The 18,212-nt window shown below is 76.3% G+C and carries 26 protein-coding genes; 19 read left to right on the top strand and 7 right to left on the bottom strand.

The genetic code is table 11. The features are described from left to right. Positions 1-122 precede the first annotated feature (122 nt). The 7 genes from ACIQVD_RS30320 to ACIQVD_RS30350 form a co-directional block, all read right to left on the bottom strand. On the bottom strand, positions 123-1,622 hold the full coding sequence (locus tag ACIQVD_RS30320) for an MFS transporter (RefSeq protein WP_400693879.1): 1,500 nt from the start codon (positions 1,620-1,622) through the stop codon (positions 123-125). A 106-nt stretch (positions 1,623-1,728) separates the two neighbouring features. Then, positions 1,729-2,754, bottom strand: a complete 1,026-nt coding sequence (locus tag ACIQVD_RS30325) for an XRE family transcriptional regulator (RefSeq protein ID WP_402292338.1) — start codon at positions 2,752-2,754, stop codon at positions 1,729-1,731. A gap of 294 nt (positions 2,755-3,048) precedes the next feature. Then, on the bottom strand, positions 3,049-3,507 hold the full coding sequence (locus ACIQVD_RS30330; RefSeq protein ID WP_400693885.1) for an SRPBCC family protein: 459 nt from the start codon (positions 3,505-3,507) through the stop codon (positions 3,049-3,051). Positions 3,508-3,579: 72 nt separating this feature from the next. Then, positions 3,580-3,702, bottom strand: coding sequence for a hypothetical protein (locus ACIQVD_RS30335; protein ID WP_400693888.1), 123 nt, complete (start codon positions 3,700-3,702; stop codon positions 3,580-3,582). 113 nt (positions 3,703-3,815) lie between these two features. Continuing rightward, positions 3,816-4,301 (bottom strand): ATP-binding protein, encoded by a 486-nt coding sequence (locus ACIQVD_RS30340; protein WP_400693891.1) that lies wholly within the window; start codon positions 4,299-4,301, stop codon positions 3,816-3,818. Next, positions 4,301-4,759: an STAS domain-containing protein gene (locus ACIQVD_RS30345; protein WP_400693894.1), complete on the bottom strand. Its 459-nt coding sequence runs from the start codon at positions 4,757-4,759 to the stop codon at positions 4,301-4,303. Before ACIQVD_RS30345 ends, ACIQVD_RS30340 begins: the two co-directional genes overlap by 1 nt. An 82-nt stretch (positions 4,760-4,841) precedes the next feature. Then, positions 4,842-5,849, bottom strand: a complete 1,008-nt coding sequence (locus tag ACIQVD_RS30350; protein ID WP_402292339.1) for a SigB/SigF/SigG family RNA polymerase sigma factor — start codon at positions 5,847-5,849, stop codon at positions 4,842-4,844. 350 nt (positions 5,850-6,199) lie between these two features. Between ACIQVD_RS30350 and ACIQVD_RS30355 the strand changes: the two genes are divergently transcribed. From ACIQVD_RS30355 to ACIQVD_RS30445, 19 genes are all read left to right on the top strand, one after another. Further along, complete coding sequence (locus ACIQVD_RS30355; protein ID WP_100834857.1) at positions 6,200-6,523, top strand: plasmid stabilization protein; 324 nt, start codon at positions 6,200-6,202, stop codon at positions 6,521-6,523. Positions 6,524-6,528: 5 nt separating this feature from the next. Then, on the top strand, positions 6,529-6,825 hold the full coding sequence (locus tag ACIQVD_RS30360; RefSeq protein WP_402292340.1) for a hypothetical protein: 297 nt from the start codon (positions 6,529-6,531) through the stop codon (positions 6,823-6,825). A 365-nt stretch (positions 6,826-7,190) separates the two neighbouring features. After that, positions 7,191-7,571, top strand: coding sequence for a VOC family protein (locus tag ACIQVD_RS30365; protein WP_282204734.1), 381 nt, complete (start codon positions 7,191-7,193; stop codon positions 7,569-7,571). Positions 7,572-7,764: 193 nt separating this feature from the next. Then, a complete protein-coding gene (locus tag ACIQVD_RS30370) occupies positions 7,765-7,905 on the top strand; it encodes a hypothetical protein (protein ID WP_402292341.1) in 141 nt (46 codons plus the stop codon). Between the two features lie 424 nt (positions 7,906-8,329). Next, entirely contained in the window at positions 8,330-8,701 is a 372-nt protein-coding gene (locus ACIQVD_RS30375) for a hypothetical protein (RefSeq protein WP_400693905.1), read from the top strand. Positions 8,702-8,800: 99 nt separating this feature from the next. Beyond that, on the top strand, positions 8,801-9,010 hold the full coding sequence (locus ACIQVD_RS30380) for a CsbD family protein (protein ID WP_282204736.1): 210 nt from the start codon (positions 8,801-8,803) through the stop codon (positions 9,008-9,010). Positions 9,011-9,447: 437 nt separating this feature from the next. Further along, positions 9,448-9,747: a WXG100 family type VII secretion target gene (locus tag ACIQVD_RS30385; RefSeq protein ID WP_400693909.1), complete on the top strand. Its 300-nt coding sequence runs from the start codon at positions 9,448-9,450 to the stop codon at positions 9,745-9,747. Beyond that, entirely contained in the window at positions 9,747-10,958 is a 1,212-nt protein-coding gene (locus tag ACIQVD_RS30390; protein WP_402292342.1) for a hypothetical protein, read from the top strand. Before ACIQVD_RS30385 ends, ACIQVD_RS30390 begins: the two co-directional genes overlap by 1 nt. Before the next feature lie 37 nt (positions 10,959-10,995). Continuing rightward, positions 10,996-11,640 (top strand): hypothetical protein, encoded by a 645-nt coding sequence (locus tag ACIQVD_RS30395; protein ID WP_402292343.1) that lies wholly within the window; start codon positions 10,996-10,998, stop codon positions 11,638-11,640. Continuing rightward, a complete protein-coding gene (locus ACIQVD_RS30400) occupies positions 11,637-12,404 on the top strand; it encodes a hypothetical protein (RefSeq protein ID WP_402292344.1) in 768 nt (255 codons plus the stop codon). Before ACIQVD_RS30395 ends, ACIQVD_RS30400 begins: the two co-directional genes overlap by 4 nt. Positions 12,405-12,529: 125 nt before the next feature. After that, positions 12,530-13,216, top strand: coding sequence for an HAD family hydrolase (locus tag ACIQVD_RS30405; protein WP_402292346.1), 687 nt, complete (start codon positions 12,530-12,532; stop codon positions 13,214-13,216). Positions 13,217-13,221: 5 nt separating this feature from the next. After that, positions 13,222-13,377, top strand: a complete 156-nt coding sequence (locus ACIQVD_RS30410; RefSeq protein ID WP_159072968.1) for a hypothetical protein — start codon at positions 13,222-13,224, stop codon at positions 13,375-13,377. Positions 13,378-13,485: 108 nt separating this feature from the next. After that, a complete protein-coding gene (ddaH, locus tag ACIQVD_RS30415; RefSeq protein ID WP_402292347.1) occupies positions 13,486-14,334 on the top strand; it encodes a dimethylargininase in 849 nt (282 codons plus the stop codon). Further along, complete coding sequence (locus ACIQVD_RS30420) at positions 14,331-15,521, top strand: iron-containing redox enzyme family protein (protein WP_402292348.1); 1,191 nt, start codon at positions 14,331-14,333, stop codon at positions 15,519-15,521. Before ddaH ends, ACIQVD_RS30420 begins: the two co-directional genes overlap by 4 nt. Further along, complete coding sequence (locus ACIQVD_RS30425; RefSeq protein ID WP_402292349.1) at positions 15,518-15,802, top strand: hypothetical protein; 285 nt, start codon at positions 15,518-15,520, stop codon at positions 15,800-15,802. The genes ACIQVD_RS30420 and ACIQVD_RS30425 overlap by 4 nt, the downstream gene beginning before the upstream one ends. Beyond that, complete coding sequence (locus tag ACIQVD_RS30430) at positions 15,799-16,950, top strand: YbdK family carboxylate-amine ligase (RefSeq protein ID WP_402292350.1); 1,152 nt, start codon at positions 15,799-15,801, stop codon at positions 16,948-16,950. Before ACIQVD_RS30425 ends, ACIQVD_RS30430 begins: the two co-directional genes overlap by 4 nt. Positions 16,951-17,026: 76 nt before the next feature. Beyond that, positions 17,027-17,677, top strand: coding sequence for a HemK2/MTQ2 family protein methyltransferase (locus ACIQVD_RS30435; protein ID WP_402292351.1), 651 nt, complete (start codon positions 17,027-17,029; stop codon positions 17,675-17,677). After that, positions 17,664-17,924 carry a CDGSH iron-sulfur domain-containing protein gene (locus tag ACIQVD_RS30440; protein WP_402292352.1) on the top strand — a complete coding sequence of 87 codons (261 nt, stop codon included), beginning with the start codon at positions 17,664-17,666 and terminating at the stop codon, positions 17,922-17,924. Before ACIQVD_RS30435 ends, ACIQVD_RS30440 begins: the two co-directional genes overlap by 14 nt. A gap of 47 nt (positions 17,925-17,971) precedes the next feature. Then, complete coding sequence (locus tag ACIQVD_RS30445; protein ID WP_400693944.1) at positions 17,972-18,202, top strand: DUF6213 family protein; 231 nt, start codon at positions 17,972-17,974, stop codon at positions 18,200-18,202. Positions 18,203-18,212: the final 10 nt, after the last annotated feature.

Below are 18,212 nucleotides of genomic sequence, written 5' to 3' on the forward strand. Positions count from 1 at the left end.
CCCCGCGTTATCCCAAAACCACCTGTTTTATCTGCCCCCCCCCCCCCCCGCGGGGGGGGGGGGGGGGGGCGGGCGGGGGGGCCCCCCCCCCCCCCCCGCGCCCGTACGCCGCCGCCCCGGCGTCAGGTGCCGGCGTCGGCCCGTTCGACCTGGCTGAGCGGCGCGGCCAGCGACTCCAGGCTGCGGCGTTCGGCCCGGACGCCGAGGAACGCCTCGACCAGGCCCGCGGCCGTCATCAGCGCCGCGCCGATGCAGAACGCCAGCGTCGCGTCGCCGACCTCGCCGCTGCTGACCAGGCCGTTGAAGAGCAGCGGCCCGGAGATGCCGCCCGCCGCCGTGCCGACCGCGTAGAAGAAGGCGATGCACAGCGCCCGGGTCTCCAGCGGGAAGATCTCGCTGACCGTCAGGTAGGCGGCGCTCGCCCCGGCGGAGGCGAAGAACAGCACGACCGTCCAGCAGGCCGTCATGGTGGTGGCGCTCAGCGAGCCGTTGTCGAACAGCCAGGCGGTGCCGAACAGCAGCACGCCCGAGCCGATGTAGCTGCCCGCGATCATCGGTTTGCGGCCGACCGAGTCGAAGAAGTGGCCGAGCAGCACCGGTCCGAGGAAGTTGCCGACCGCGATCACCGCGAAGTAGTAGCCGGTCCGGCCCGCCGGGACGTCGAAGAACTGGGTGAGGATCGCCGCGTACCCGAAGGTGATCGAGTTGTAGAGGAAGGACTGCCCGATGAACAGCGACAGGCCCAGGATCGTGCGGCGCGGGTAGGTGGAGACCAGGGTCCGGGCGATGGTGACGAAGCCGATCGGGCCGCGCTCGCGGATCGTGATCGGCGGCTCGTCCACCGGTGGCAGCGGCTTGCCGGTCTCGCGCTCGACGATCTCCTCGGCCTCGGCGACGATCCGTTCCGCCTCCTCGCCCTGCCCGTGCGTGAACAGCCAGCGCGGGCTCTCCGGGACGTGCCGGCGCACCAGCAGGATGACCAGGCCGAGCACCACGCCGATGCCGAACGCCAGCCGCCAGCCGACGTCGGTGGCGAACAGCGAGGTGTTCAGCAGCAGGATGGAGGCGAACGCGCCGAGCGCGGCGCCGATCCAGAAGCTGCCGTTGACGATCAGGTCGATCCGGCCGCGCACCCGGGCCGGGATCAGTTCGTCGATCGCCGAGTTGATGGCGGCGTACTCGCCGCCGATGCCGAAGCCGGTGAAGAACCGGCAGAGGAAGAAGAACCAGGGCGTCCAGGACAGCGCGGTGATGCCGGTCGCGACCAGGTAGACGGCCAGGGTGAGCATGAACAGCTTCTTCCGGCCCAGCCGGTCGGTCAGCCAGCCGAAGAACAGCGCCCCGGTGCAGGCGCCCGCCACGTAGATCGCGGCGGCGACGGTGGTGACCTGGGCGCTGCTGATCGCGATGCCGCTGCCCGGCTCGGCCAGTCGGGCGGCCAGGTTGCCGACCACGGTGACTTCCAGGCCGTCCAGGATCCAGACGGTGCCCAGGCCGATCAGGATGCGCCAGTGCCAGGGTGACCAGGGGAGCCGGTCCAACCGGCCCGGGACGTCCGTCTCGACGGCTGTCGAGCCGTCCCCGGCGGCGGAAGCGGCGGTGCGGCGGTGCGGTGCGGACATCTTCGACCTCCGTCGTCCGGCCGTGCGCCCGGTGCGTCCGGGCGGGCCAGGGGCGCGTCTGCCCTGGCCCGGCCCCCGGCACACCTCCGTGATCGGCCCGCCCCGATCAGCCCACCCGGGTTGCCCCGGCGGCGCCGATCCGCTCCAGCAGCTCCGGGACGCCGGCCTGTCGGCGGTACGGGCCGAAGGCCGGGGCCAGGCCGCGGACCAGGGCGGCGCAGCGCGGGGAGCCGATCCGGGCGGCCAGGTCGAGGGACTCGGCGGTGGCGGCGAGTGCCTGTTCGACCTCGCCGGTGCGCAGGTGGGTGCGGGCCTGGTAGGCGAGGAAGACGCCGCGGGTCTTGGCCCGGGCGGGCGGGAGCCGGGCGAGCCCCTCGGCGATCCGGCTGCGGGCGGCGGCGGGGTGGCCGAGGTCGAGCAGGCAGCCGCCGGAGTCGACGGCGAGGTCGGCGGGGCCCATCCAGGCGCACCAGGCGGGGGCCGGGTCGGGGGACGGGGTGGCGAGGGCGCGTTCGGCGGCGGCCAGGTCGTGCCGGCAGGCGGCCGGGTCGTGGCGGGCGGCGTGGGCGCGGGCCCGGCGGAGCAGCAGCAGGGCGCGGGCGGTGGGGTGGAGGGTGGCGGTGAGGGCGTAGTCGAGGCGGTCGGCGGCGGCTGCGGGGCGGCCGAGCCAGGTGGCCTGGTAGGCGGCGTCGGCGAGGACCCCGGCGGCGCGTTCGCGGTCGCCGGCGCGGTGGGCGGACTGGAGGGCGAGTTCCCACCGGCGTCCGGCGGCGGGGTGGCGGCCCTGGTCGAAGCGGTGCCAGCCGCTGGTGGTGGCGAGGGAGGCGGCCAGCCGGTGCAGCCGCCGACCGGTGGGTTCGTCGTACCGGCCGGTGGCGATCAGGGTCCGGACGGTGGCGAGTTGGGCGTCCAGCAGGCGGGCGGACCGGCCGCGCTGCTCGGCGGGCAGGGCGGCCAGTCCGTGGCCGCCGCTCTCCAGCCAGGCGACGAACTCGGTGTCCACCCGGGTGCCGCCCAGCAGCGTCCCCAGCCGCCCGGGGTCGGCCGTCCCGCCGGGCCCGCCGGGTGCGGCCAGCGCGGCCAGCGCGGCGAGCGAGACCGCGCCGAACCCCACGAAACTGCGACGGTCCACGGCGCCTCCCGGTACGTCTCGGCGTCCGCCCGGCCGGGGGCGCACGGGGTCCTCGCCCCCGCGCCCTGCTCCGACCGGGACGACGAGCGTACTGGCCGCCGGCCCCGCCGGGCACCGGTACCACCGGTATCGACCGCTCCCGACCGTTCCCGCCCCGTATCGACCGGACCTGCCCGGCTCCGTCCCGGCTCCCCCGGGCAGCGCCGCGCCGCCCCGCTGGACGGTGCGGGGCGGCGCGGGGCGCGGTCGGCGCGGATGGGGAAGGGGGATCGGACGGGGGCGGGCGGCGGGGGGTCAGGCGGGGGTGATCCGCCCGCGCCAGCCGCCGTTCTCCACGCCGCGCTCCTCGATGAAGGACTTGAAGCGGTCGAGGTCACCGCTCACCCGCCGGTCGACCATGCCGAGGGCGTCGGCGGCGTGCTCGGCCATGCCCTGGGGGTCGTAGTCCATCGCCAGGCGCACCTCGCAGCGCGTGTCGCCGAGCGGGGTGAAGCTGACCGTGCCCTTCTGCTGGACGTCGCCGCCGACGGTCCGCCAGGCGATCTTCTGGTCGGGCAGCTGGTCGATGATCTCGGTGTCGAACTCCCGGGTCACCCCGGCGATCTTCGTCCGCCAGTGGTTGTGCCGCTCGTCGATCTGGACCACCTGCTCGACGCCGTCCATGAAGTGGGGGAAGTCCTCGAACTGCGTCCACTGGTCGTACGCGGTGTGCAGGGGGACGTCCACCTCGACGGTCTTCTGGACCATGCTCATGCGTGTTCCTCCGTTTCGCGTTTCGGTCGCTTGCGTACGGGTCTGGCAGGCGTCTGACCGGTTCGCCCCGGATCAAACGCTTCCGTCCGGTTCGCCACCGGACGGGCCGCCGGGGGTGTCGAGGACCTCGACGGCGATCGGGCAGGTGTCGTCGTCGGTGTCGGCGGTGCCGGCCGCCAGGGCGCGGTCGAGCAACGGGCGGGGGTCACCCGGGTCACCCCGGCGCACGTGACCACCGCCTCGGCTCCGAGAGCGCGGCACGGCCCCCGCGGGCGGGACCGCTCCTGGCTCCCCCTGTGGCACCGCGTTCAGGGTTCCGCCGGGGGGCGGACGATCTCCAGCCACACCGTCTTCCCGCCGCCCACCGCCGGTTCGCTGCCCCACGCGGCGGCCAGCCGGTCGACCACCCGCAGCCCGTGCCCGCCGGGCCGGGCGGGCTCCGCGGGCGGGCGCAGCACCGGGGGGCGGTCGTCGGCGTCCCGGACGGCGACCCGCAGCAGCGGCCCGTACCTGGACAGTTCCAGCGTGTAGGGCCCGGCGGCGTGCTGGCAGGCGTTGGTCACCAGTTCGCTGGTCATCAGCAGGACGTCCTGGGCGGCGGCCCGGGTGCCCTCGTCCGGCGCGGCCAGCCAGCCCCAGGTCCGCAGCGCGCCGCGGGTGAACTCCCGGCTCCGGGCGACCGCCCCGGGCGCGGCGGCCAGCGGCAGGCACCGCCGCTCCGGCCCGGCCGGGACCGGCCCGGCGGGGGCGGCGGAGTAGGCCGGGTCGGCGGGGTCGGCGGGGTGCGCGGCCATCACGGGGCCCCGGACGGGTCGTCCGCGCCGGACGTGCCGGGCTCCGCCGCTCCACCGGGCTCCGCCGGTTCTCCCAGATCCGCCGCGAGGGCGTCCTCGACGGTGGGGTGGACGGCCAGCACCTCGTCCGCGCCGGTGATCTCCAGCAGGCGGCCGACCGCCCGTCCGGGCGCGGCCAGCAGCAGCGGCAGGCCGGTCCGCCGGGCGGCGGCGTGGGCGCGCAGCAGCAGGTTGAGGCCGGTGGAGTCGCAGAACTCGAGGCCGCCGCAGTCCACCACCACCCGTCCGGGCCGGTCGTCGACCGCCTGTTCCAGCGCGTCCAGGAGGGGTTCGACGCTGTCGTGGTCGAGTTCGCCCTCGGGCCGCACCACCAGTGCGCCGGGCGGGTGGCGCAGCACGACGGTGAGCGGGGTGACGGTGAGCGGGACACCGGGGCCCGGGCCGGGCTGTGCGTCCACGTGCGAACACCTCCTGCCGTTCGGCGTCGGCTCCTCGTCCCCCGGGTGGCACGGCCTCGCGGCTACCCGGGCGGCCCGGACCTCAATCAGCCGCGCCGTGCACCGCGCACCCGGCCTCCTCCTCGCCCGGCTCGTCGCACGTGCCGTCGGCGTCCTCCCGGCTCCGCTCCTCGCCCTCCCCGGCCGCGCCCTCGATCTGCGCGCCCTCGATCTGCGCGCGCAGTCCGGCGAGGGTGGCGGAGAGGATCCGGGAGACGTGCATCTGGGAGACGCCGATCTCGGCGGCGATCTCGTTCTGGGTGAGTCCGCCCCAGAACCGCAGCAGCAGGACGGCGCGCTCCCGTTCGGGCAGGCGGCTGATGAACGGCTTGGCCATCACCCGGAGTTCGGCGACCTCCAGTTCGGGGTCGCAGCCGCCGAGCCGGTTGATCAGCGCGCTGCCGCTGTCGTCGGAGTCCTCGTCGCGCAGCGAGTCGAGCGAGTCGCAGCGGCAGAGCCGTCCGGCGTCGATCCCCTCGGCGGCCTCCTCCTCGGTGACGTGCAGCTCCTCGGCGAGTTCGGCGGTGTCGGGCAGCCGGCCGAGGCTCTGTTCGAGCCGGTCGGAGGCGCGGGCGGCGGCCAGGTAGCGCTCCTGCACGCTGCGCGGGACGCGCAGCGGCCACGAGGTGTCGCGGAAGAACCGCTTGATCTCGCCGGAGACGGTGGGGATCGCGTACGTGACGAACTCGACGCCGCGCTCCGGGTCGAAGCCGTCGACGGCCTTGATCAGCCCGACGGTGCCGACCTGGATGATGTCGTCGAGCTCCTCGGGGCGGTGCCGGAACCGGGCGGCGACGAACCGCACCAGCGGCATGTTCAGCTCGATCAGGGTGCCGCGGACGTAGCTGTGGGCGGGGTCCTCGGGGGGCAGTTCGGCCAGTCGGGCGAACAGCGCGTCGCTGAGCCGGCGCGCCTCGTACTTGCCCATCGCCCGCATCTCCCGCCGGGTGGGCCGGTGCATCGGGTCGACCTCGGCCGTCCCTGGTCCGGGGGTGGAGGCGGGGGCGCCGCCGGACGCGGGGGTGCCGCGCAGAGTGGACGTGGTGGTCACGGGGAGTCATCTCCGGGGAACGGTGGGACCCTCCCTGCGCGCGGACTGCGGCGTGCCGGGCTCCGGACGGTGGAAGAACCCCGTCCGGGACTCGGTGGGCCGCACGGCGGCAGGGCGGGCGGAGAACCGTGGAACCCGGCTTCTTCAGGCGACGGCTCCCAGCACGCGGCTCGCGGCTCGCATGCCGTGGGGTGACGGACCCCTGCGGGTCGGCCGCGCCGGGCGGTGCGCCCGGCATGGCGACCTATTCCTACCCCCGTCCGGCCGCCGCGAACCGGATTCCCCCGATTCACCCGCCTTGATCCGGGTATGCGGGCCGGTGAACCGTCCGCGACGAGAGGAGTCCGACCATGCCCGCCGGATCGAGCCCCAAGCGGGAGCGGCAGTACGAGCACATCAAGGAGAGCCAGCTGGAGCGCGGATCGAGCGAGAAGCGCGCCGAGGAGATCGCCGCCCGCACGGTCAACAAGGAGCGCGCCCGGCACGGCGAGAGCCGGACGGCCAGCCGCAGCTCCCTCCACGACGTCTCCTCCGGCCACCGGGGCGGCAAGCGCTCGCACCGCGGAGCCGGCGGTCCGACGTACGACCAGCTGTACAACGAGGCGCGGCAGCGCGGCGTCAAGGGCCGCTCGAAGATGAACAAGGACCAGCTCGCGCACGCCCTGGGGCGGTGACCGCGATGACCATCCCGGTGCCCGCCGACCCGGACGTCCGGCCGCCCGACCCGCCCGACGTCCCGCCCCGGCCGACCGATCCGCCCGGCCCGCTCTCCCCCACCCCGCCGCGCCCGGACCCGGACCCGCCGATCGCCCCGATCCCGCCCGATCCGCAGCCCCCGAACCCCGGTCCCCCCGGCCCCGGCCGCCCCGACCCCCTCCCGGACCCGGAACCGCCGGGCCGCCCCGGGCCCCCGCTCCACCCCGACCCGCAGCCCGAACCCACCCCGCAGCCCAGCCCCCCACCACCGAGCCCGTGACCCCAGACGCTCCGCCCCGCCCTGCCCCACCCGGCAGGGCGGGGCGGTCGTCGTCAGCCCCGAGCCACCGGGGCCGCGTCGGACACCGATCGGCCGTCCTCTTCGAGCCAGTCCTGCCCCACCTCCGCCGGCGCGCCCCGTCCGGGGAGTCCAGCCGCCGTTACGGGGTCTAACAGGAGTGACATCTCCTCACGGACAGGTGCGCGGCGCACGGCGCTCCGGGCGCGACACTCCGGGCGGAAAAATCGGTCGCGCCCGGCCGTTCCCCCGGGTACGGTCGCGGGCGGGTCCGCGCCGCGGCGGCCGTGAGGCCGCGGGGGTGCGGACGAATCGTCACATCCCCTCAGCGGAAGCAGGTTCGGTCGATGGCATGTCGGATCAGTGAACTCGTACTCGGTTGCCGGGAGCCCGAGGTCCTGGCCCGGTTCTGGTGCGAGGTGCTGGACTTCGTGGTGCTCGGCCGCGAGGACGACGGCAGCGTCGAGATCGGCCCGCGCGAGGGCTTCGGCGGCGCGCAGCCCACGCTGTTCCTGAGCGCCCGGGCCGAGCCGGAGCCCGGCAAGTCCCGGCTGCACATCGACGTCAACCCGACCGACCGCGACCAGGACGCCGAGCTGGAGCGACTGCTCGCCCTCGGTGCCCGCCCGGCCGACATCGGGCAGACCGGCGAGGAGTCCTGGCACGTCCTCGTGGACCCCGAGGGCAACGAGTTCTGCCTGCTCAAGGCCCGCATCAAGGAGCTCTGACCGCTCCCCGCCGGCCGGCCGGAGTTCCACCGCCCCCGAGCGGCTCGACCCGGCCGGCCCCCGGCCCCGCCGACACCCGCCCCGGCCCGCGCCCGCGTCCGGAAGAACCGCTCAGCGGGACGGCGGCGGCGCACACGAACCCCCCGAACAGCGTGGTCGGCAGCAGCCCGATCGGCCGCAGGTGCTCCAGCGGGTGGCACCACACCCGGGCAGGGTGCTGCGCCAGTCGGCGGCCAGGTCCGCCACCATGACGGCCGCGCCCGGCAGCGGCCCGGACGGACGCCCCGGAGCCACCAGCAGGGCCACCAGCGGGTCGGCCGACAGCAGCACGTGAAAGAGGAGCCGCCTCGCCGGCGGCCAACCCCGGTAGGCGTGCACCCCGCCGCAGAGCACCGCGTACCCGTGCGCACCCGGCCCCCCTCGACGAACCCCGCCACGCACCCGGTCCGGCACACCTGCGGCCGACCCGGCCGCGTCCCTTGCGCATACCGCCCCCCTGAGCCCCGCCTCCCCTCCCCTCCCCCGGGTCTCCGTTCCGGCACGGGCGGTCGGACGACCCGGCGGCGGCGCCGTCGGGCGTGCGGGAGGAACCTGCCGCACCGCACCGTGACCGCCGTGACCGTCCCGGCGGACGCCACCCGCCGCGGCGGGGCTGATTCGGTCCGGGCGCACTGGGCAGACGCCACCGAACCAGGGGCAACCGGGCAACGGACCCCACGGGACGAAGAAGCAACGGAGCTAGCGAAAGGACCTGGACCATGCTGCTGCTCGGACTTCTGCTGTTCGCGGCGTCCGGTGCGTTCGCGGGTCTGCTGATCGCCGACAACCTCGGCGGCGGGCCCGAGACGGGCGTCACCGTGCTCGGCCACCAGATCGCCACCATGAGCACCCTCGGCGCGTTCCTGGCCGGGCTGGCACTCGCGCTGATCTTCTGCGCCGGGCTCGCCCTGATGCGCGGCGGCCTGCACTGGCGCCGCCACCACCGGGCGACTCCCGTGCAGGACACCCCCGTGGCGCTGGACCACACCGCCGAATCGGGTGCCACCAGGGCGGACCTGTCGTCCGCCGACCGGCCCACGACGACGACCCAGCGCCCGCAGGGCCGCCCGCGCCACCGCTTCACGCACTGACGGGGCCACCGCCGCCCGGCGACCCCGCCCCGTGACCGGACGGAACGGGCGCAGGAAACGACCGCACGAAACGACCGCACGATCGAGGAGGACCGACCCATGAGTGACGCATCCGACCGCATGAAGCACAAGGCCCAGGAGGCCGTCGGCGCGGCGAAGGAGAAGACCGGTGCCGCGACCGGCAACGACCGGCTGGAGAACGAGGGCCGCGGCGACCAGGCCGAGTCCCAGGCGAAGCAGGGCGTCGACAAGGCCAAGGACCGGATTGCCGAAGGCGTGGACAAGGTCAAGGGCGCGTTCAAGCGCTGAGCCCCGCACCCCCGGCCGCCGCCCGTCGAACACCGACGGGCGGCGGCCGATCCGTGTCGGCGCTCCGGTGCCCCTCCGCCGGATTCACCGAGGTCAAGTGCAGGTCAAGGGTGGTACAGGTCGAGACAAAGCAGGTGTTCACCCGCCGGTTCGGTGCCGGATTTCCGGCAGTTCGACTCCCGTCTCCACCCTCCACCGGCACGATGTTCCGCACCCACTCCGGCGCTTGACCGCGGAACCGCCGACCTGGCCACCAACTCCCGTCCACCAGCGACTACTTGACGCCCTCACCCCGCCACCGCCGCCACCGGCGATTTCCGACCGCGTTTTCAGGAAACACCCAGAATCCCCCCGCCGCCGCAATTCCGGGTAGGCTGCGCGGAATTGCGCCGGGCGAAGGGGCCGGACGCGGTGGCACGGGGAGACGAGGGGGAGCTGTGGCCCAGGGGGCGTTCCGGGTGGAGGCCGACGAGCTCGGCCGGGTGTCGAAGGAGCTCGCCGAGGCGAACGGCAGCATGGGGGGCGCGATGCACGCTCTGGGCCGGACTTCGCCGCAGGTGACCGGGCACCGTGAACTGGACGGTGCGTGCGCGGCGTTCGCCGACGACTGGAAGTACGGGCTGAAGCAGCTCAACGAGACGCTGCACGCGATCAGCGAGGGCCTGGACGTGACCGTGCGGGCGTACCGGGAGACCGACGAGACGGTGCGCCGGATGATGGCGGGGGAGGCCGTCTGATGTCGACCCTCCCGTTCCCGGCCTGGGCCGCGTCGACCGACCGCGACGGCTTCGACGCGCTCGGCTTCGACCCGGCGCCCGGCAGCCTGCCCGGCATCGACGAGCTGGTCCGGGACCTCCGGCAGGCCGCGAAGGAGCTGGAGGACGCCCGGAACAGCGTGAACCGGGCGTCCTGCGGCGGCGGAGCCTGGCAGGGCGAGGCGGCGGACGCGTTCTCCGCCCGGATCGCCGAGCTCCCCGGCCGACTCGACGTCGCCCACGCGTCGTTCGACTCGGCGTACACCGCGCTGGCGGGCTGGCGCGACCAGCTCGCCACCCTGCAGCGCACCGCCGCCGACCAGGAGGAGCAGGCCCGGGCGGCGAAGGCCCGCCGCGACCGGGCCGCCGACAACCCGGACCTGAAGCTGGGCGGCCTCTGGTTCCAGGAAGCGGACCAACTCGCCGACGCCGAGGCCAGGTTGCGCAAGGCGGACGCCGAACTGCGGTCCGCCGACGCGGACTTCCAGGGAATCGCGGCCCGGGCCGAGGCGCTGCGCGCCGAGCACGACCAACTGGCCCGGCAGGCCGCGCGGGTGGTGGCCCGGGCCGGCGAGCAGGCGCCCGACGGACCGGGCTGGTTCGCCAACCTGATGGACACCGTGAAGCAGGTCGCCCAGGCGCACGTCCAGCTCGCCAAGGACGCCGTGGAGTGGGCCAGGTCGCACGCCAACGCGATCGCGGCGGTCGGCGACCTGCTCTCCAACGCGAGCACCCTGGTCGGCCTGGGCTCGATCGCGCTGGCCGGCGCCGGGCTGGTGTTCCCGCCGCTGGAGGTCGGCGCCGCCGCGCTGAACGCGGTCTCCATGGGCCTGTCGGGCGCCGCCCTGGTCACCCACGGCGTGGCCGCGGCGGCGGGGGCGGACGTGCCCCCGCCGAGCTTCGCGGTCGACGTGATGGGCATGGTCCCGGTGATCGGCGAGGTCGGGAAGACCGGCAAGCTCGCCGCCTCGCTGTTCGCCCGGGAGGCGGTCGGCAACGGCGTCGCCCTGGGCGCGACCGGCATCACCCTCGACGGCTGGTCGACGGACGCCGACGGCCTGCGGCAGTTCCTCCCCCGCGACGGCGGCCAGTGGGGCGAACTCCTGCTGGGCGGCCCGCTGCTGGTGGGCCTGGACAACGCCTGGCACGACGGCTCGGAGAAGGACGGGGCCGCCGCCCGGGGCGGTCGTTGACGGTGCGTCAGGAAATCACCCCGACCGGAGCGACCCGATGGATCTGACCCGCACCGCGCTGCTGTTCGACGGGCGCGGGACCGTCGACGAACTGGTCGACTCCTTCACCCTCGACGAGCCCCAGCTGCGCTGGCTCTGCTGGCTCTACGGCTACCGGCTCGAACAGCTGCGGCAGGTCGGCCGCAGCCACCACAAGCGGGTGCGGGCCGTCCTGGACGCGGACCCGGCCGCCCGGGTCCGGGGTGCCTGGATGCGCGCCCCGGACCTGCGGCCCGGCATGCCCGCGCCGGTGCCGTGGACCGGCCCGCACACCGGGGCCCCGGCCGGGTGGACGCCGCCGGGGTGGCCGCCCGGCTGCGGACCGCTGCGGCCCGCGCCCGACCGGATGCCCCGGGCGACTCCCGAGCAGGTCCGCTCGGAGTACCGCCCGGCGGGCCTGCTGGTGATCGGCGGCGTGCTCGCGGTGGTCGCCCTGGCCCTGGCCGCGAGCGCCCCGGTGGCGGCGGCCGCCCTCGGTGCCGTCGCGCTGGCGTTCCTGCTCGGCTACCTGCCCGCCCGGCGCCACCGCGACCGGTTGGTCGAGGCGGGCGCCGACCGGCGCCCCCCGTACGACCCGCCGCCGGGCCCCGGCACCCCGCCGCCTCCCCCGCCCGGCCCCCTGAACCGTGAGGACGACCGTTGACCGGCAGCACCGTGGGAAACACCGAGAACACCGAGAACGTGAAGAGCAGCGGGAACGTGGAGAGCCCGGGGCGCGCGGAGACCGTGGAGTTCGACGTCCCGCCCGACTTCGTGCCGTTCGAGCCCGCCGACGACGTGGACGATGCCTACGAGCTGGTGCTCGCCCGTCTCGGGTCCGCCGCCGAGGGCCTCCCCCCGGCCCGGCGGCAGGCGCTCACCGAGCTGTACGCGGCCGGGTCCGCCGCGCTGGCCGACGCGGGCGCGATCTGGTCCGGCACCTGCGTCGGCACGATCGGCGACCGGCTGTCGACGGCGACGCTCACCGTCACCGCGCTGGACACCGAGGACGGCACCCCGCAGGCCACCGCCGCCGCCGGGCTCGTCGAGGTCCTCACCCCGCCGGCCGCCCGGCGGGCGGCGCGCCCGCTGCTGGTGCGCCGGTTCGACGCCCCCGCCGGACCGGCCGTGATCACCCTCGAACAGCAGCCGGGCTGGCAGCTCGGCGCCGGGGGGAGCGTCCCGCTGCTCTCCGCCAAGGCGTACCTCCCGATGCCGCCCGCCCTCCGGGGCGTGCTGCTGCTCGAACTCGGCACCCCGGACGTCGACAACTGGCCGGAGGTCTACGCCCCGCTGCTGGTCCGGGTCGTCCGCAGCGTCCGCTTCCGGCTGCCGCCGGCCGACCTGCCCTCCCCTCCCCCGCCCGCGCCCGCCGCCGGCGCGGGCGCCGCCGCCCAGCACGACCCGTTCGGCACCCGGCTGAACTGACCGCCCCCGCCGGGTCGCCGGGACCGGTCGGAGACCGGGGGTGTGGGGTGCGGCGGCCCGGGTAGACGGGGGCCCGCACCGGAACGGTTCCGGGCGGAGGAACGGATCGGGAGGAGGCGAAGGGCATGGCAGCGGACGTCGCGGCCGCGCTGTTCGACGTGGACGGCACACTGGTGGACACCACGTACCTGCACACCCTCGCCTGGTGGCAGGCGCTGGCGCAGTTCGGGCACGAGGTGGACGCGGCCCCGATCCACCGGGCCATCGGCATGGGCAGCGACCAGTTGCTCGACCACCTGCTCGGGGACGACCGGGACCGGTCGGAGGACGAGGCGATCGGCGCCGCGCACCTCGCGCTGTACGCCCAGCACTGGCCCGGCCTGCGGGCCTTCCCGGGGGCGGCGGAGCTGCTCCGGGAGTGCGCCGGGCGCGGGTGGCGGGTGGTGCTGTCGACCTCCGCGTCGGGCCGGGAACTGGACGTGCTGCGGAAGGTGCTGGACGCCGACGACGCGGTGCACGCGGTGACCGACGCGGACGCGGTGGCCGCCTCGAAACCGGCCCCTGACCTGGTGCGCGCCGCACTGGAACAGGTCGGCGCCCGGGCGGACCGCTCGGTGTTCGTCGGCGACAGCGTGTGGGACGTCGAGGCGGCGAACCGGGCCGGGACCCCGTGCCTCGGGGTGGAGAGCGGCGGTCTCGCCGCCGCGGAACTGCGCGACGCGGGCGCCCTGGAGGTGCACGCCTCGGTGGGCGCACTGCTGGCCGGCCTGGGCGACAGCGCGCTGGCCCGCCCCCGGACCGGTGAACGGTGACCGCAGTGCGCACGACGCCCGGCCGGGCCCCGCGGCTCGGCCCGCTGCTGACCCGGTTCCGCTACCGCACCAGGGCGGCGGCCTGGGCGTCGCTGTCCGCCGTGTGCACGCGGCTGGGCGCGGGCGCGGGGGCCGCCACCGGGGGGCGCCGGGACGGCTGACGAACGGCGGCGGGCCCGCCGCCCGTCCCCGCCGCCCCGGCCCGCCGCCCGTCCCCGCCGCGCCCCGTGCGCCGTTTCGCTCCGGACGGCGGTGGACAGACGCGGCGCATGAACGCCTCTCCCGCCACCACCGCTCCCGGGCCCGCCGGTCCGGCCGTCCGGCGGCGGCGCTACCTGCTGTGCCCGCCCGAGCACTTCGCGGTGGAGTACACGATCAACCCGTGGATGGACCCGGACCGTCCGGTGGACCGGGCGGCGGCGCTGCGGCAGTGGCGGGGGCTGGCGTCGGTGCTGCGCTCCCTCGGTCACCGGGTCGACCTGCTGGCGCCGGAGCCGGGCCTGCCCGACATGGTGTTCACCGCGAACGGGGCGACGGTGGTGGACGGCCGGGTGCTGGTCGCGCGGTTCCGGCACCCGGAGCGCGCGGGCGAGTCGGCGGCGCACCGACGCTGGTTCGCCGCCGCGCGGTTCCCGCAGGTCCGGACGGCCGTCGAGGTGAACGAGGGCGAGGGCGACCTGCTGGCGGCCGGGCCGCGCATCCTCGCCGCCAGCGGCTTCCGCACCACCACGGCCGCCCACCGGGAGGCCGAGCGGGTGTTCGGACGGCCGGTGGTCTCGCTGCGGCTGACCGACCCGCACTACTACCACCTGGACACCGCGCTGGCCGTCCTGGACGACTCCCGGGTGATGTACTACCCGGACGCGTTCGCCCCGGAGGCCCGCCGCCTGCTGCACCGCCTCTACCCGGACGCGATCCTGGCCGACGCGTCGGACGCCGCCGCGTTCGGCCTGAACGCCATCAGCGACGGCCGCCACGTGGTGCTGCCGGACGGGGCCCGGGGCCTGGCCGAGCAGCTGCGGGCCGCGGGGTTCGTCCCGGTGCCGGTCGACCTCCCGGAGCTGCGGAAGGCCGGCGGCGGGCCCAAGTGCTGTGTCCTGGAACTGCGTTCGGAATGAGGTGCACTCCCGTGCCGACCGATGCCCGTACGACCGCCACCGCCACCGCCGCCGACCCCGTCCTCCCCGCCGCCCGCGGCCCGCTCTCGGCCGCCGTCCTCGCCGCGCTGCACCGCCCCGCGCCCACCGACCTGACGCCGCTGCCGGTGCCGACCGACCTCCCGACGGACCTCCGGAGCGGGGACCCCCGGAGCGAGGACCCCTGGGGCGCGGACCCCTGGGGCGAGGACCCCTGGGGCGAGGACCCCTGGGGCGAGGACGTCCAACTCGCCCTGTACGTCTGCTACGAGCTGCACTACCGCGGCTTCGCGGACGTCGATCCGGCCTGGGAGTGGTCGCCGCCGCTGCTCGCGCTGCGCGGGCGGCTGGAGCGGGCCTTCCTGGGCGCGCTGCGCCGGGAGGTGGGCGAGCCGCCGCCGCTGGCGGACGTGCTGGCCGGGCTGCTGGTCGAATCCCCGGACGGTGACGGTCCCTCGTACCACCTGCTGTCGGCGGGCACCCGGCAGCAGGCCCGCGAGTACCTGGCGCACCGCTCGCTGTACCACCTGAAGGAGGCCGACCCGCAGATGTGGGCGGTGCCCCGGCTGCCGAACCCGGCGAAGGCGGCCCTGGTCGCGGTGCAGTACGACGAGTACGGGGCGGGGCGGCCGGAGCGGGCGCACGCCGAGCTGTTCGCCGGGATGATGACGGACTTCGGCCTCGACCCGACCTACGGCGCGTACCTGGACGCGGTGCCCGCGCCCGCGCTGGCCGTCGTCAACACGATGTCGCTGTTCGGCCTGCACCGGTCCCTGCGGGCCGCGCTGGTCGGGCAGTTCGCGGCCGTGGAGATCACCTCCCCGCCGGGCTCGGCCCGGCTCGCCGAGGCGTTCGAACGTCTCGGCGCCACCCCGCGCGGGACGCTCTTCTACCGGGAGCACGTCCTCGCCGACGCCGTCCACGAACAGCTGGTCCGGCACACCGTGATCGAGCCGCTGCTCACCCTGCCCGACTGCCCCGCGCCCGAGATCGCCTTCGGCGCACTGGCCTACGCCCGGGCCGAGGACCGGCTCGCCGACCACCTGATGGCCGCCTGGCGCTCCGGCCCCGAGTCCGGCACCGGCACCGGCTCCTCGCTGCGCGTCCCCCTGCCCGAACCGGCACCCGAGCCCCGCCCGGACCTGCGGCCGGAAGGAACCCGTCGATGACCGCGTCCACCGACCCGCCGAGCCGGACGCCGGAGGGCTTCGAGGCGTTCCCGCACCCGCTCGACCGGTCCGGGTACGTGGTCACCGCCGGGGCCGCCGGCGCCCGGGTCGGCGGCCCGGCCGGTCCCGGCTCCCCGTGCCCGCCCCACCCGCCGCGCTTCGCCGGGCACCCGCTGCCGCCGGGCGACGCGGGAGCGGCCCCGGCCGCGACCACTCCTGCCGTCACACCCGCCCCGGCCCTCCGCGACGCGGCCGGTCCCGTCCCGGGGCACCCGGCGTGAGCGCCGCACCGGCCGACCCCCGGCCGCCGCTGCTGCGCTTCGGCGTCGAGGAGGAGTTCCTGCTGGTCGACCCGGGCAGCCGGGTGACCGTGCCCGCCGCCGAGGCGGTGGTCGCGGACGCCGCCCGCTCCCTCGGGCCGCGCGCCCAGCACGAGTTCCTGGCCACCCAGGTGGAGGGCTGCACCCGCCCGGTCCGCACCGCCGCCGAACTGCGCGCCGAACTGGCCGACACCCGGGGCGTGTTGCTGTCCGCCGCCGACCGGGCCGGCTGCCGGCTCGCCGCCACCGGCACCGCCGTGCTGCCCAGCCGCCACCCGCTGCCCGTCACCCCGCTGCCCCGCTACCTGCGGCTGGCCGACCGGATCGACGGCGTCGCCGACCAGATCGGCGCCGAACTGTGCGGCTGCCACGTCCACCTGGGAGACCTGACGCTCCGTCAGGCACTCTTCCTGAACGCCAGGTTGCGCGACTGGCTGCCGCTGTTCCAGGCGTTCTGCGCCAACTCCCCGTTCTGCGAGGGGATCGACCGGGGCACCGCCGCCCTGCGGCCCGAACGGCACGCCAGTTGGCCGACCGTCGGCCCGGCGCCCGTCCTGGACGAACCCGGCTACCGCACCGCCCTGGACCGGCTGATCGCGGACGGGGTGATCCTCGACCGCCGGATGCTGTACTGGTACGCCCGGCCGTCCGAGCACCTGCCCACCCTGGAGGTGCGGATCGCCGACAGCAACGCCGACCTGGACACCGTCCTGCTGCTCGCCGTCCTGCTGCGCGCCCTCGCCCACACCCTGCTCGACCCGCGGACCAGGGTCCGGCCGCTGCCCGACGGCCCGCTGCGGCCGGCCCACCGCCGCGCCGCGGCCGACGCCCTCGACGCCCGGCTGCCCGACCCGCTCACCGGCGCGCTCCGGCCCGCCCGCCGACTGCTGCCCGCACTGGTCGAGTTCACCACCCCCGCGCTGCTGCGCACGGACGACCTCGGGCTCGCCCGGCAGCTGACCGCCCGGCTGCTGGCCACCGGTTGCGGCGCCGACCGGCAGCGCGCCGCCCTCGCCCGGCACGGCCGACTCACCGCCGTCGTCGACGACCTCGCCCGGCGCACCGCCGCGACCGCCGCGACCAGCGGCACCGCCGCCGTCCCGCACTGAACCGCAGCGCCGCCCGCCCCGTCCCCGTCCCCGTCCCCGAGGTGTCGCCCCCGGCCGGTCGGGCATACGCGGACGCATGCTGCTGCTACGACCGCCCGGCGTGTACGCCGCCCAGGGGGACACCGCCCTGCTGCTGGACGTGCTCGGCCGGGAACCGCTGCGGCCCGGCGCCCGGTGCCTGGACATCGGCACCGGCTCCGGCGCGCTCGCCCTGGCCGCCGCCCGGCGCGGCTGCCGGGTGACCGCCGTGGACCTGTCGCGGCTCTCGCTCGCCACCGCCTGGCTCAACGCCCACCTGCACGGCCTCCCGCTGCGCGTGCGGCACCGCGACCTCACCGCGCCCGCCCCGGGCGACCGGTACGACCTGGTGCTGAGCAACCCCCCGTACGTGCCCGCGCCGCGCCCCGGACCGCCGCCGCCCGGCCCCGCCCGGGCCTGGGACGCCGGGCCGGACGGGCGCCTGCTGCTGGACCGGCTGTGCCGCCGGGTGCCCGCGCTGCTCGCCCCGGGCGGGGTGCTGCTGCTCGTGCAGTCCTCGCTGGCCCGGCCCGAGGCCACGGTGCGGCAGTTGCGCGCCGCCGGCCTGCGGACCGCGGTCGCCGCCCGGCGGCGGCAGGAGTTCGGCCCGGTGATGACCGCGCGCGCGCCGTGGTTCGAACAGATCGGGCTGATCGAACCCGGCGTCCGCACCGAGGAGTTGGTGGTGATCCGCGGTGTCCGCGACTGAACCGTCCCACGCCGCCGGACCGCCCCCGCCCCGGGTCCGGCTGACCGAACGCGGCCCGCTGCTGATCGACGGCCCGGTGGAGCTGCTCCTCCCGGACGGCACCGTCCTGCCCTGCGACCGCCCGGTCGTCGCGGTCTGCACCTGCCGCCGCAGCCGCCGCTACCCGCTGTGCGACACCAGCCACCGCCGTCGCGGCCGCGGCGCGGCTCCGTTTCCCCCCGACGGCCCCGGGCAGACGCCCGGATGAACACCGCACGTGGACGTACGACGCAAGCGCAGGAGGAGGTGGACGCCGTGGAGCGACTCAGTGTTCCGGTGATTTGCGGACTGTCCGGCGGCCTGGCCATTCCGGCCCTCCAGGTGGTCGAACTGCTGCGGGCGCTGCCCGGGGAGTGGGAGGAGTGGGCGGCCCGCGAGGACAGCTGGCTCGACCCGGCGACCACCGGTGCCCTCGCCGACCTGGTCCGCCAGCTCGCCGACCAGATCGACCTCGCCTGCATCGAGATCGCCAGCGACGAGGAGTGACCCCGGAACG

This window comes from Kitasatospora sp. NPDC090308, assembly GCF_044769485.1.
In the GTDB taxonomy this organism is placed as follows: domain Bacteria; phylum Actinomycetota; class Actinomycetes; order Streptomycetales; family Streptomycetaceae; genus Kitasatospora; species Kitasatospora fiedleri.